This window comes from Mesorhizobium ciceri WSM4083, assembly GCF_000519305.1.
GTDB lineage: Bacteria > Pseudomonadota > Alphaproteobacteria > Rhizobiales > Rhizobiaceae > Mesorhizobium > Mesorhizobium ciceri_B.
Genome location: NZ_JAFG01000010.1, coordinates 33,623 through 46,621, shown reverse-complemented (window position 1 = coordinate 46,621; position 12,999 = coordinate 33,623). Strand labels below are relative to the sequence as shown.

Sequence of the window (12,999 nt, the reverse complement as noted above, 5' to 3'; positions counted from 1 at the left end):
CGACACGCAGCAGCGGTCCCAATTTCGCCCCCTTTCTGGTAACTCTCGGCAACTCTTCCGGGGCCTATGGAATCGCGACCGAGAATGCACCTGAAACGGCACGCAATCATGCTGGCTTCGGCCTTGGCGGCTAGCTTTGCCGCCACTGGACCCGCTTACGTGCATCCGCATGTCTTCGCCGAGGCCCGCCTCGACGTGATTCTCTCCCCGGATCACCAAAGCGTGAAGGCTCTGCGTCATCTCTGGCGCTTCGACGATCTGTTTTCCTCGACCGTGATGATGGAGTTCGACAAGAACTCCGACCTGAAGCTCGACGACAAGGAGCTGAAGGAAGTCGCCGACACCGTTCATGCCTCGCTGGCCGAGTTCAATTACTTCCAGCTCGTCACCGTTGACGGCAAGGACGTGGCGATGACGCCGCCGCCGCATCTGATGGCCAATTTCGACAACGATCAGCTGATCATCCTGTTCGAGTCCGAACCGAAGGTGCCGATCAAGCTCCACGGCAAGATCGATATCGGCGTCTACGATCCGACATTCTACACGGCGATCGATTTCACCGAGGACTCCAACATCACGGTTGAAGGCCTGCCCTCGAACTGCACCAGCAAAGTGGTCCGTCCCGACCCGGACGAGGCCATCAAGGAAAACCAGAAGACCCTCACCGATGCCTTTTTCAACGATCCGACCGGCACCGATATGAGCAAGATCTTCGCCACCAAGCTCGAACTGACCTGTCAGCCAGAAGGATGAAGCCGGTGACGAAACCGTCCCTGCGTTTGGCATTCGGCCTGTTGGCCCTCACTGTCGCCATGATGCATTTCGCCGGCGCCGCTCATGCCCAGAGTTCGCTCGGCATCGGCGTCAATGACGGCATGGCGCCCACCACCGGCCCGTTCGCCCATGTCCTGATGTGGATCAATCTCCGGCAGCAGGAATTCTACCGCGCGCTGGCAACGGCGATGAAGGCGATGCGCCAGGACGGCAGCAAGATCTGGATACTCGTCGGCCTGTCCTTCGCCTATGGCATTTTCCATGCCGCCGGCCCCGGCCACGGCAAGGCGGTGATCTCGTCTTACATGGTGGCCAATGAAGTGGCGCTGCGGCGCGGCATCCTCTTGTCCTTCGTCTCGGCGCTGCTGCAGGGCCTGACCGCAGTCGCGGTGATGGGAGTCGCCTATTTCGTCCTGCGCGGCACTTCCGTCTCGATGACGGACGCAGCCTGGTTCATGGAGATCATGAGCTTTGTCTTCGTCACCCTGTTCGGCGCCTGGCTGCTGTGGCGCAAGCTCGGCCCCGCCGTCCTGCGTCTGTTCGGCAAGGGCCCGGCCTACAGCCTGTCGGCGGCTCATGCCGGCCATTCTCATGCTGGCCATTCTCATGGGGGTCATTCGCACGGCGCCCATTCCCATGCCGGCCATTCTCATGCAGCTCACAGCCATTCGGCGCATGCTCATTCGCACGCGCTACACGCGCATGACCATGTGCACGGCCCTTCGCACGATCATCACGATCATGCCGAACACGCTCATCACGACGATCACGCGGCCGGTGAAGTCTGCGACACCTGCGGCCATTCGCACGCACCCGATCCGGCGCTGCTGTCGGGCGACCGCTTCGACTGGCGCACGGCCTGGACGGCGGTGGCGGCGGTCGGCATCCGCCCCTGCTCCGGCGCGCTGATCGTGCTGAGCTTCGCCCTGCTCAACGGGCTCTGGCTCGGCGGCCTGCTGTCGGTGCTGGCGATGTCGCTGGGAACCGCGATCACCGTCTCGGCACTGGCCACACTCGCGGTCACCGCCAAGAACTGGGCAGTCTATTTCGCCGGCGACGGCCGCATGGGCAACCGCATCCACTCGATCGTCGAGATCGGCGGCGCCGCCTTCGTGTTCCTGTTCGGATTGTTGTTGCTGTCGGCGAGCCTGGCGTCGGGCGGATGATGCCCGGCCGCGAGGCTCGGAGTTTAGCCAGCGATCTTGCCGCCGAGCTCATCCTCGATATGAGCGCGGATGATCTCGTCAAAACTCTTTTCGGCGCTGAAGCCGAGCTCCCGTGACCGCTTCGCCTCGAAGCGTGTCGGCCAGCCCTTGACGATCGCCCAGATCGTGTCATCCGGAACCTCGTGGATCAGGCTTGCCACCTTCGGCCCGGCGATGCGTTCCAGCGCCTCGATCTGCTCGCCGACGGTGACGCCAACCCCAGGCATGGTCAGATTGCGGCGCGGCCCGACTGCGCTGCCGTCGATCTCTGCCGCATGGATCAGGAAATTGACCGCCGAGCGCGGGCTGGCATGCGTGTGCACGACCGAGCGCGGCACCGGCAGGATCGCCTCCTGGCCGCTCAGCGGCTCGCGGATGATGCCTGAGAAGAAGCCGGACGCCGCCTTGTTCGGCTTGCCCGGCCGCACGCAGATGGTCGGCAGCCGGATGCCGATACCGTCGAAGAAACCGCGCCTGGAATAGTCGGCCAGCAGCGCTTCGCTCATCTGCTTCTGGGTGCCGTAGGAGGTCAGCGGCGTCGGATGGAAGTCATCGGGAATGACATCCGGGAACGGCGCGCCGAACACCGCGATCGACGAGGTGAAGACGACGCGCGGCGCAAAGCCCGCCAGCCGGATGGCATCGAACAGGGCGCGCGTGCCATCGAGATTGACGCGGTAGCCGAGATCGAAATTGGCTTCCGCCTCGCCCGATACGATGCCGGCAAGATGGAACACGACGTCGGGGCGCGATGCGACCAGGCGCTCAGTGGCACCCGCTTCGGCGAGATCGCCCGTGTGCAGCGTGACGCTGACGCCATCCAGGCTCGGCGCCTGCGGCGGCACGATATCGTGTAAATCGAGCGCCATGATCTTGCGGCCGTGCAGCGTCCCGTCCTTGGCCAGCCGGGCGATGAGCTTGCGGCCGACCATACCCGCGGCGCCGGTGATCAGAATGCGCATATCGAAAATCCCTTGCCTATTTACCCTGGTTTTTGCGCTGGTTGCGGGCCCGCAGCCAGAACACCGAGAAGAACGCCAGCACGAAGACGACGCCAAAGGCGCCGGCCAGCACCGTCGAAAAGCTGCCGAGAGCCAGCATTACGGTCGGCAGATAGTAGGCGCCGATACCGAACAGAAGCATGATCCACACTGCGGCGATAAGAGCATTCCTGGTGTCGCGGTCCATCACGCCGCACCAGGGCAGCGGGTATTCATCAAGCTGGTTTTCAAGGCTTTGCAACTCCCGAGGCAGGACAATCGACGTCGATCGATCCAGTCCTAGTGATGATGGTCGTGATATGCAGCCGCTTCATGCTCGTGTCCATGGTCGTGCTCGTCGCCATCGTCGGCGCACTGACCGAATTCCGGTTCCACGGTGGCATGGCTGATGCCGTGCTCGCTGGCAAGCCGCTTCTTGACGGCACTCACCGCCTGATGCGCATCGACGCCCTCGTCGAGACAGGCATGCAGCGTCGCCATGTTGCTGGTCCCGTCGAGCGACCAGACATGCATGTGGTGCACTTCGCGCACGCCCTGGATCGTCGTCTCGATATCCCTGGCGATCAGATCTCGGTCGAGGCTTGGCGGCACGCCCTCGAGCAGCACATGGGCGGCTTCACGCATCAGCGACCACGCCGTGTACAGGATCAGCAGCGAGACCAGGACCGACAGGATCGGGTCGATCGGCGTCCAGCCGGTCGCCAGAATGACCAGCGCCGCCGCGATGGCCGCCGCCGAGCCGAGCAGGTCGCCAAGCACATGCAGGATGGCGCCGCGCATGTTCAGGCTCTCGCGGTCGCCGCCATGCAGCACGAAGAACGAGCCGATGTTCACCAGCAGGCCGAGGATCGCCACCACCAGCATCGGCCCGCCAAGCACCGGCGCCGGCGCCTGCAGGCGCCCCCAGGCCTCATAGACGATCCACAGCGCGATGACGAAGATGGCAATGCCGTTGGTATAGGCCACCAGCGTCTTGACCCGGCCGAAGCCGTAGGTGAGGCGAACGGTCGCCGGGCGGCCGGCTAGATGGAAGGCATACCATGCAAGGCCGAGCGCGATCGAATCGGCGAGCATATGGCCGGCATCGGCCAGCAGCGCCAGCGATCCGGTGAGGATGCCGCCAAACGCTTCGGCGACCATGAAGCCGCCGGTCAGGCAGGCTGCGATCAGAACGCGTTTCTTGTCGGTCGAACCATGCACATGGCCGGCCCCGTGATCATACCCAGTGTGATCGTGCCCGCTGTGATCGTGGGTATGTGCCAATGGCGAACTCCTAAGCGCCGAATTCCGCGCGACAATCCTCGATCCGTCGCTTCTGCTGGCCGTCGTCATCGAAATTGGCCGGATCGAGCCACGCCTCATAGGCACTGCGCAGCGCCGGCCACTCCTTGTCGATGATCGAATACCACGCGGTATCGCGGTTTTCACCCTTGACGATGAGATGCTGGCGGAAAATGCCTTCGAACTTGAAGCCGAACCGTTCGGCGGCTCGCTTCGATGGCTCGTTGCGGTTGTTGCACTTCCATTCGTAGCGGCGGTAGCCGAGCTCGTCGAAGATGTATTTCATGAACAGGAACTGCGCTTCGGTCGCCCCCGGCTTGCGCGAGATGAGCGGTCCCCAATAGATGTTGCCGATCTCGATGACGCCGTATGCCGGATCGATGCGCATCAGCGTCTGGCGTCCGCCGACCTTGCCGCTGGCCTTGTCGATGACCGCGAAGAACAGCGGATCTTCGCTCGCAGCCGATTTTTCCAGCCATGGCTGTAGATCGGCGCGGGTCTCCGGCACGGTGTCGAAAAGCCAGCGAAACCGCGTATCACCATCGGCGACAGCCGATGCCTCAAACAGGCCATCACCGTGCTTTTCAGCACTCAACGGCTCAAGCCGCACAGTGCGCCCGTCCAGGACTTTGCGCTCCGGACGCGGGCGTGGCTGCCAATCCGCAAGATTTTCCGACACCGAAGACTCCAATCCGTTTGACATTTGCGGTCGGACGCTCACAAAAACGCGACCCAACAGCAAGAACCACACGGACGGGAAAAATGCTCCACACGATTTCGGCCTTCGACCGCCTCGGCGAAGAAAACGCCTTTGCCGTGCTCGCGAGGGCCACAGCACTTGCCCAACAGGGCCGCGACATCGTCAATCTCGGCATCGGCCAGCCCGACTTCAAGACGCCGCAGCACATCGTCGAGGCGGCGATCAAGGCGCTGCGCGACGGCCATCACGGCTACACGCCGGCCAACGGCCTTTTGGCAACGCGCGAGGCGGTGGTGCGGCGCACGCTAACCACCACCGGCGTCGAGGTGTCGCCCGAGACAGTGATGATCCTGCCAGGCGGCAAGCCAACCATGTTCGCGGCGATCCTGATGTTCGGCGAGCCCGGCGCCGAGATCCTTTATCCCGATCCGGGCTTCCCCATCTATCGCTCGATGATCGAGTTCACAGGTGCGGCACCGATTCCCGTGCCGATGCGCGAGGAAAACGGCTTTGCCTTCTCCGCCGAGGAGACGCTGGCGCTGATCACCTCGAAGACCAGGCTGTTGATCCTCAACTCGCCGGCCAACCCGACCGGCGGCGTCACGCCCCGTGCCGAGATCGAGAAACTGGTCAAGGGGCTGGAGGCGCATCCGCACGTCGCCATCCTCTCCGACGAGATCTACGACGTCATGACCTATGATGGCGAAACGCATTGCTCGCTGCTCGGCTTTCCCGAAATCCGCGACCGGTTGATCGTGCTCAATGGCTGGTCGAAGACCTGGGCGATGACCGGATGGCGCATGGGCTGGTCGATCTGGCCGAATGGCGACAAGGGCGCCCATCTCTACGACAAGGTGCGCAAGCTGGCGGTCAATTGCTGGTCCTGCGTCAACGCGCCAAGCCAATTCGCCGGCATCGCCGCAATCGACGGCCCGCAGGACGACGTCGCCAATATGATGCGCGCCTTCGACCGCCGCCGGAAGATCGTTGTCGAGGGATTGAACGCCCTGCCCAACATTTCCTGTATCACGCCCAAGGGCGCGTTCTATGCCTTCCCCAACGTCTCGAAGACCGGCTGGAAGGCAAAGAAACTCGCCTCGGCGCTGCTCGACGAGGCCGGCGTGGCGCTGATCGGCGGTCCCGATTTCGGCATTCTCGGCGAAGGCTATATCAGGCTCTCCTACGCCAATTCCGAGGAGAACATCTTGCGCGCGCTGGACAGGATCGGAGTGTTCCTGGCGAAGTGAGCTTCAAAGCGGGCCGGTGGCCTCTTCCGGGTGGTTGCGGCTGGGTGACCATGATGGTGTCATGATCTGTCCGGACACGCACGGCCAAGGCTGGGCGGGCGTGTCGGGAACCGCTACGCTTCCTGGATCAGGGTCAAAGCAGGTGACATCAAATGTTCTACGCAATCCTTGCCTATCACGTGGAAGATGCGATCAAGGCGCTGACGCCGCAGGAAGATGCAGCACTTATGGCCGACCTGCTGAAGATCAACACCCGGCTTCATGAGGAAGGCACGCTTGGACCGTCCGCGCGTCTGGGCGCGACACAGGATGCCATCACCCTGCGCGGCCCGGGCGACGGTGTGATCATCGACGGTCCTTTCGCCGAAACCAAGGAACAGTTGCTCGGGCTCTATGTCGTCGACTGCGCCACGCGAGACGAGGCCATCGCGATCGCCCGCGACCTGCGCCGCGTCAATCCCACCGCCGTTTACGAGATCAGGCCCATTCTGCTTTTCAAACCCGGCGTGCCGCTTGCGGGGAAATAAAACCATCCGGCTGGATCCCCGCTGCTTCGCAGCGTCCCAGCATTCGCCGGCCTTTCATCGTGCCACTGGCACGATGAATTCGCTTACGCGAACCGGGCTGCTCACCCACGCCCGACAAACGGCATCTTGGTCGCCATGACAGTCATGAACAGCACGTTGGCGTCGAGCGGCAGGCTGGCCATGTGGACGACGGCGTCGGCGACGCGCTGAACGTCCATCACCGCTTCGGCTGATATCGAGCCGTTGGCCTGCGGCACGCCGACCGTCATCGGCTGTGCCATGTCGGTCAGCGCGTTGCCGATGTCGATCTGGCCGCAGGCGATGTCAAAGGGCCGGCCGTCGAGCGCCAGCGTCTTGGTCAGCCCTGATATGGCATGCTTGGTCGCCGTGTAGGGCACCGAGCCCGGGCGTGGCGCATAGGCCGACACCGAACCGTTGTTGATGATGCGTCCACCCATCGGCTTCTGCTTGCGCATGGCACCGAAGGCGGCACGCGCACACAGGAACGAACCGGTCAGGTTGACGCCGACGATATCGTTCCACACTTCGACCGGTATCTCGTCGATCGGCGTCGATTTGTAGCCCATGCCGGCATTGTTGAAGAGCAGGTCGACACGGCCGAAGGCCGCCGCCACGGTCTCGAACAGATCGTCGACCTCGCCTGCCTTGCTGATATCGCAGGCAACGGCCAAGGCCTTGGCGTCGGTGGGCCCGGCCTCAGCCACGGCTGCATCCAGCACGGATTTGCGGCGTCCGCAGAACACTGTGTTCCAGCCGGCCTTGAGCAGCGCCGTGGCAACGCTCTTGCCGATGCCCGTGCCGGCCCCGGTGACGATGGCGGTTCTTTGCTCGGTCATGGCTGTTGTCCTCCGGCAGCGCGGTGCGTGCCCGCCTGGTTTTCAGGGTTGGCGTAAGAACCAAAGGCATCGCAAATGGCGGCGCCGATGGCAAGCCGAGCACGCGAGCACGATCGCGAAAAGTCGAATTCTGCTGTCGGAAAAGGTCGTGGTCGGGCGAACAGATCGGGCCGACAAAAAGGGCGGCCATTGGCGACCGCCCCTGATCTGAACCGGGCTTGGGAGGAGGAAAAGCCGATCCGACTGGGTAGAATGATGCGCTTGCTGGGTTAACGATAGGTTAACCCAGAAAGTGCCCCCTGTGCCGTTTTGGCCTACCAGCGCGGATTGGGGGAGGTCCCGGCCTTGGCTGGCACCTTGGCCGCAGAAACTGTCGCCTCGACATGGTCGACCAGCGCGTCCGGCAGGCCGAGCCGGCCGGCGAGCAGATCGAGATAGCCACGTTCGGCGCGTGTGTCGGGATCGATGGTCAGGCGCGACGCCGTGTAGAGTTCGAGCTTCTGCGCATCGGTCTTGGCGCCGGCCACCAGCGTGTCGAGGTGGAGCGGGCTTGCCAGCTCCGCCATCAGGAACTTTTCGGCATCGGAGTCTATGCCGGCCAGGCTGAGCTTGCCGGCGATCTTCTGGCGCTCCTCATCGTCGATATGGCCATCGGCCTTCGCCGCCGAGATCATCGCCCGTATCAGGGTCAGCGTGAATTCGTCCTCGCCTTGCGGCGCCTGCGACGGGTGGAAGGCGGTGTCATTGGGCGGCGGCAGCAATTCCGGTTCGCCGGCAGCCGGCGCTTCGGCGGGTGCGTTGCCGGCCTTGTAGTTCTGGTAGGCCTTGTAGGCGAGGCCGCCGATGGCAGCCAGTCCGCCAAGCTTCACCGCGGCGCCCGTCACGTTACGACCGGCGCCAGTCCCAAGCAGCACGGCGGCCAGTGCGCCGGCGGCCAGTGGATTGTCCTTGGCCATCTGCACGGCCTGCCCCGCCTTGTCTCGGACGGTGCCGCTGGTGCCGGGGATTTGCGAGCCGAGCAGATCGTCGAGAAGCTTCTTGGGATCGAACATTCAGTGCCTCCAGGATTTGCCCGGCCGAACGGGCAGGTTTCGAACGTCGAAGACGTAGGTCCCGAAACTTGACATTGCAATGACAGGCGGCCGCTTTGCAGCAGCACGATGCCTGATCAGGAGCCGATATGCGGACCCCTGCCCCGCGCCTGCGCGAGCTCGACCTGGCGCTGGCGCTCGGCATAACGCTGGCGGTCCTCGTTCGAACGCGCATCGAAGCAATGCGGGCACGAAATACCTGCGGCGAATTTGGGCGACGTCAGCTCGCCCGGCGTCAGCGGGTGGCGGCAGGCGCGGCACAGTTCCGCTTCGCCCTCGGCGAGGCCGTGCGACACCGAAACCCGCTCGTCGAAGACGAAGCACTCGCCTTGCCAGAGGCTCTGTTCGGCCGGAACCTCTTCGAGATATTTGAGGATACCGCCCTTGAGATGAAAGACATCCTCGAAGCCGAGCGATTTGACATAGGCGGTCGCCTTTTCGCAGCGTATGCCGCCGGTGCAGAACATCGCCACCTTGCGGCCTTCGAGCTCTCCCCGGTGCGCTTCCACCCAGGCCGGGAACTCGCGAAAGCTTGCGGTGGCCGGGTCGATCGCCCCCCTGAATGTGCCGATCGACACCTCATAGGCGTTGCGCGTGTCGATGATGACAGTGCCGGGCTGCGAAATCAGCGCGTTCCAGTCGGCCGGCGCGACATAGGTGCCGGCACTTTTCGAAGGATCGATGTCATCGACACCCATGGTGACGATCTCGCGCTTCAGCCGCACCTTCATGCGGTGGAACGGCATCACCGCCGCTACGCTGTACTTGACCTCAAGGCCCGCCAGCCCTTCGATGGCTTCGAGATACAAGATCAGTTCGGCAATCGCCGTCTCGCTGCCGGCGACGGTGCCGTTGATGCCTTCATGCGCCAGCAGCAGCGTGCCCTTGATGCCGCGCCCGCAGCAGAAGGCGGCGAGCGGCGCGCGCAGTTGTTCGAAAGCGTCGAGCCGGGCAAACCGGTAGAGCGCTGCGACGCGGAAGGGTGGAAGTGATGTCATTGCCGAAGCCCCTAGACGCTCAAGCAAGCCGATTCAAGGCAAAGCAGGCATCCTGTTCGGCTGGTCACCGGCGCAAATCTGCACCATGGGCGAATTTGTACCATAGCTGAGGTCAGGGAGTCAAGAAAAAATTCCTATCCTGAAAAGCTGCCGGCACAAAAGCTGCCGAGACCGCCGAGCTGGCAGCCGCCTTTGTCAAGCCAAGCATGGCGGGCATGGGCGACGCGTGACATCGCGACACGGCCGGTTTCGTGGACAGGAAAACGGCCTTCTGCTAATCGGTTGAATTGTCCCACGCCACGGAGAGACACATGCCCAGCAAGACCGAAAAACTCCTGTCGCTCCTCAACGGCCAGCCGGTCATCCCGGTGCTGAAGATCTCTGATGTCGCTAATGCCGTGCCGCTGGCCCGCGCGCTGGCGCGCGGCGGCCTGCCGGCGATCGAGATCACGCTGAGGACCGCCGATGCGCTGGAAGCGATCCGCCGGGTCGCTGGTGAAGTCGAGGAAGCCATCGTCGGCGCCGGCACCATTCTCGATACCAGGCAGTTCGACGAGGCAGCCAGCGCAGGCTCTCGATTCATCGTCAGCCCCGGCATCACCCGCGAGCTTCTGGCGGCAGCCGCCGGCAGCGATGTTCCGCTGCTGCCCGGTGCCATCACGCCCGGCGAAATCATGGCGGCGCGGGAAGCCGGCTTGCGCTTCCTGAAATTCTTCCCGGCCGAGCAGTCGGGCGGCATCGCTTCGCTGAAGGCCTTCGCCTCGCCGCTCGCCGATGTGAAATTCTGCCCGACCGGCGGCATCTCGGCCAAGAACGCGGCCGACTATCTCAGCCTGCCCAACGTGGTCTGCGTCGGCGGCTCCTGGGTGGCGCCCGACGACCTCGTCAAGGCCGGCAAATGGGACGAGATCGAAGCCCTGGCGCGCGCGGCGAGCAAGCTGGCAAAATAAGGCTTTCTTCACCGCACGAAAAAACCCGGCCGACTTGCGTCGACCGGGTTTGCCAAATCGGCTCCGAAGCTGATCAGTTGCAGACCCGGACCTTTTCAACCACCCTGTGGTGATGCTTCCAGCTCGTGACCACCTTGGTCCGGCAGTGCTTCTTCATGTGCATATGGTCGTGGGTCTTGATGACAACGGTCTCGGCCTGCGTGGGCGCGATGGCCGCCGAAGCGGTTGCCAATGCGATGACCGATGCCAATAGGATGTTCTTCATGGATCTCCCCGGGTTTGAACGAACATCGGAGAAACCCTTGAAAAGCCGGGCAGTTCCACGATCACGGCAATGTCAGGCCGGCGTGATTGGACCAGCGGCGAGCAGTGCGGCCGCGCAACAAAAAGCCGCGCGGGTTGCCCCGCGCGGCTTTGTCGATTGATTGTCGCGTTACTTGGTCTGGAAGCGGGCGACCGACATGAACTTGACGGCGTTGCCGGTGAAGCGATTGGCATCGGCCACCTCGCTGCTCGGCTGGAAGCCGGCCGTGTAGACCTCGCTCGGCGGCGTATGCACGATGCTGTAGGCGTAGCCAGGCGCCGTCGTCGCGCTTGAAACGGCGGCGACATGCTCGCCGCTGGTCAATGCCCAGCGGGCCGCCTGCGGTGCGGCTGCCACCACCATGGCCTTGGGGCCTGGCTTCAGGTCGCGGGCGGTGGCTCTCGATTCCTTGCGGGTCGTCTTGACGCCGGCGCCGATCGCGGCCGCCGGATCGGAACCGACTGGGCGGGCAACGACGGCATCGCGCGGCGATGCGGCGTTGGTGCCCGGATCGTTGAACGCCGAACGCGGCTCGGATCCGGACAAGGAAGCAAGCTGGTAGTCGGCCGCACCGACCTGCGCATTGGCCTCGTCGAGCACGGCCTTGACGGCATCCGGCCTGGCCATCTCCGGCCGCGCCGTCGGCAGCACCGAGAACGCATCGGTCGCGGTCTTGCTTTGATCAGCCGTCTCGGCCAGCGCCATCAGCACATCCTTGCTGGGCGGCGCAGCCAGAGCGGCCGGCAGCGAATTGTCGGGACGCCATGTCGGCAACGGTATGTTGTTGACCGCGACCTGGGTCGCATCAGCCGAAGCCGTTGCATCGGCCACGCCGAAAGGAACGCTCGCCGGCGCATGCGCGGTCGCCACGGCCTGCTCGGTGGTGGCTGTCGCCTCCGCCATTGCAAAGGGAACATTCTCAGGCTGCTGTGCGCCGACATCGGCTTTCGGCCGCGGTGCGAAATCCGGCAGCGGAATGCTTCGGGCCGGCAATGCGGCGATGATCGTCTCCGGCGTATCCTCTTCAGGCTCCGGAGCCTGCTGCTCGGTCACCTGCGGAATCTCGGCGCGCCGCGCATTCTCCGGCGCCACGATGGCGATGCCCGGGAGGTTGCTGGTCTTGGCTGCCGCAGCCGGCTTCAGGTTTCTAGCCTTGGGCGCAGGGGCGGCCGAAGCGGTCTGGACATCGGCGCTGTCGTCGGCCTCGTCGTCGCCGCCGCCGAAGAAAGCCGACAGGAATCCGCCCGATTTCTTGCCGCCGCCGCCGGCGCTGGCCATCTCGATGGCCGGCGAGCCTGAACCCTTGCGCGCCTTGTAGGAGGCGAGCGCCTGCTCAAAGCCGGGCAGCGGCCTGCCGTCGCTCGGCACATGCAGCGTCTTGCCATTGGGGAACAGGCTGACCAGTTCCTGCCGGCTGATACCGGGCCAATGGCGCACATTGCCGACATCCATGTGGACGAACGGCGAACCCGATGACGGATAGTAGCCGACGCCGCCGCCCTGCATCTTGAGACCGATGTTGCGCAGCTTCTTCAGCGGCACGCCGGGAATGTAGAAATCCATCGCCTTGCCGAGCATATGCTGGCTCTTCTCGGCGACGCCCCTGCTGCGGCCGCGCAGCATCGAGTTGGTCGACGGCGAGCGATAGCCGCAGATGACCTGGATGTAGTCCGTGGCGCCAGCTTCCCGATACGCTTCCCAGACGAGATCCAGCAGGCGCGGATCCATCTTGGTCGGCTCGTTGCGACGCCAGTCGCGCAAAATGATGTTGATCTTCCTGAGACCCTCGGGAACGTAGCGGCCGTTGCGCTTGTAGACGATCTCGGCCTTCTCATGGGTGTGGAGATGATAAAGCTTCAGCGACCGTGTTTCGGCGCCGGCTCCGCTCGCAGCCGCGGCAACAAAACCAAAAGCGACAACCAACACTGCCAGCCACTTCGGCCAGACGCTCAAATGATGGTGCCGCCTGTTTGTGTGTCGTTCGATTCTGTTCAAATCAAAAGGCCTTGCAGGCTGCCGTTTGTCCCCGGATTTGTCCAAACGGATGTGGCATTAGCACACCCG

The 12,999-nt window shown here is 63.8% G+C and carries 14 protein-coding genes; 5 read left to right on the top strand and 9 right to left on the bottom strand.

Features of this window, described 5'->3' with window-relative positions:
• Positions 1 to 84 precede the first annotated feature (84 nt).
• Both MESCI2_RS0120560 and MESCI2_RS0120555 read left to right on the top strand, forming a co-directional pair.
• Complete coding sequence (locus MESCI2_RS0120560) at positions 85 to 753, top strand: DUF1007 family protein (protein WP_027038222.1); 669 nt, start codon at positions 85 to 87, stop codon at positions 751 to 753.
• Entirely contained in the window at positions 750 to 1,940 is a 1,191-nt protein-coding gene (locus MESCI2_RS0120555) for a nickel/cobalt transporter (protein WP_027038221.1), read from the top strand. The genes MESCI2_RS0120560 and MESCI2_RS0120555 overlap by 4 nt, the downstream gene beginning before the upstream one ends.
• Before the next feature lie 23 nt (positions 1,941 to 1,963).
• Here the strand turns inward: MESCI2_RS0120555 and denD are convergent, their stop codons facing one another.
• From denD to MESCI2_RS0120535, 4 genes are all read right to left on the bottom strand, one after another.
• The gene (gene denD, locus MESCI2_RS0120550) at positions 1,964 to 2,941 is read right to left on the bottom strand and encodes a D-erythronate dehydrogenase (RefSeq protein WP_027038220.1); all 978 of its coding nucleotides are present in this window, start codon (positions 2,939 to 2,941) and stop codon (positions 1,964 to 1,966) included.
• A gap of 16 nt (positions 2,942 to 2,957) precedes the next feature.
• Positions 2,958 to 3,170 (bottom strand): hypothetical protein, encoded by a 213-nt coding sequence (locus tag MESCI2_RS0120545; protein ID WP_027038219.1) that lies wholly within the window; start codon positions 3,168 to 3,170, stop codon positions 2,958 to 2,960.
• A gap of 89 nt (positions 3,171 to 3,259) precedes the next feature.
• On the bottom strand, positions 3,260 to 4,243 hold the full coding sequence (locus MESCI2_RS0120540) for a cation diffusion facilitator family transporter (RefSeq protein ID WP_027038218.1): 984 nt from the start codon (positions 4,241 to 4,243) through the stop codon (positions 3,260 to 3,262).
• Positions 4,244 to 4,253: 10 nt separating this feature from the next.
• Entirely contained in the window at positions 4,254 to 4,940 is a 687-nt protein-coding gene (locus MESCI2_RS0120535; RefSeq protein WP_027038217.1) for a GNAT family N-acetyltransferase, read from the bottom strand.
• An 83-nt stretch (positions 4,941 to 5,023) separates the two neighbouring features.
• Here MESCI2_RS0120535 and MESCI2_RS0120530 point away from each other — a divergent pair, with 83 nt between their 5' ends.
• Positions 5,024 to 6,208, top strand: coding sequence for a pyridoxal phosphate-dependent aminotransferase (locus MESCI2_RS0120530; protein WP_027038216.1), 1,185 nt, complete (start codon positions 5,024 to 5,026; stop codon positions 6,206 to 6,208).
• A gap of 152 nt (positions 6,209 to 6,360) precedes the next feature.
• Positions 6,361 to 6,735, top strand: a complete 375-nt coding sequence (locus MESCI2_RS0120525; protein ID WP_013529744.1) for a YciI family protein — start codon at positions 6,361 to 6,363, stop codon at positions 6,733 to 6,735.
• Between the two features lie 101 nt (positions 6,736 to 6,836).
• Here the strand turns inward: MESCI2_RS0120525 and MESCI2_RS0120520 are convergent, their stop codons facing one another.
• The 3 genes from MESCI2_RS0120520 to MESCI2_RS0120510 form a co-directional block, all read right to left on the bottom strand.
• Positions 6,837 to 7,592, bottom strand: a complete 756-nt coding sequence (locus MESCI2_RS0120520; protein WP_027038215.1) for an SDR family oxidoreductase — start codon at positions 7,590 to 7,592, stop codon at positions 6,837 to 6,839.
• Positions 7,593 to 7,906: 314 nt separating this feature from the next.
• Positions 7,907 to 8,644 carry a tellurite resistance TerB family protein gene (locus MESCI2_RS0120515; RefSeq protein WP_027038214.1) on the bottom strand — a complete coding sequence of 246 codons (738 nt, stop codon included), beginning with the start codon at positions 8,642 to 8,644 and terminating at the stop codon, positions 7,907 to 7,909.
• 116 nt (positions 8,645 to 8,760) lie between these two features.
• Positions 8,761 to 9,681, bottom strand: coding sequence for a rhodanese-related sulfurtransferase (locus MESCI2_RS0120510; RefSeq protein ID WP_027038213.1), 921 nt, complete (start codon positions 9,679 to 9,681; stop codon positions 8,761 to 8,763).
• A gap of 311 nt (positions 9,682 to 9,992) precedes the next feature.
• Between MESCI2_RS0120510 and MESCI2_RS0120505 the strand changes: the two genes are divergently transcribed.
• Positions 9,993 to 10,631: a 2-dehydro-3-deoxy-phosphogluconate aldolase gene (locus MESCI2_RS0120505; RefSeq protein WP_027038212.1), complete on the top strand. Its 639-nt coding sequence runs from the start codon at positions 9,993 to 9,995 to the stop codon at positions 10,629 to 10,631.
• A 73-nt stretch (positions 10,632 to 10,704) separates the two neighbouring features.
• Here MESCI2_RS0120505 and MESCI2_RS0120500 read toward each other — a convergent pair whose 3' ends face one another.
• Positions 10,705 to 10,896, bottom strand: coding sequence for a hypothetical protein (locus MESCI2_RS0120500; RefSeq protein WP_027038211.1), 192 nt, complete (start codon positions 10,894 to 10,896; stop codon positions 10,705 to 10,707).
• Between the two features lie 168 nt (positions 10,897 to 11,064).
• Complete coding sequence (locus MESCI2_RS0120495) at positions 11,065 to 12,888, bottom strand: DUF882 domain-containing protein (RefSeq protein ID WP_027038210.1); 1,824 nt, start codon at positions 12,886 to 12,888, stop codon at positions 11,065 to 11,067.
• Positions 12,889 to 12,999: the final 111 nt, after the last annotated feature.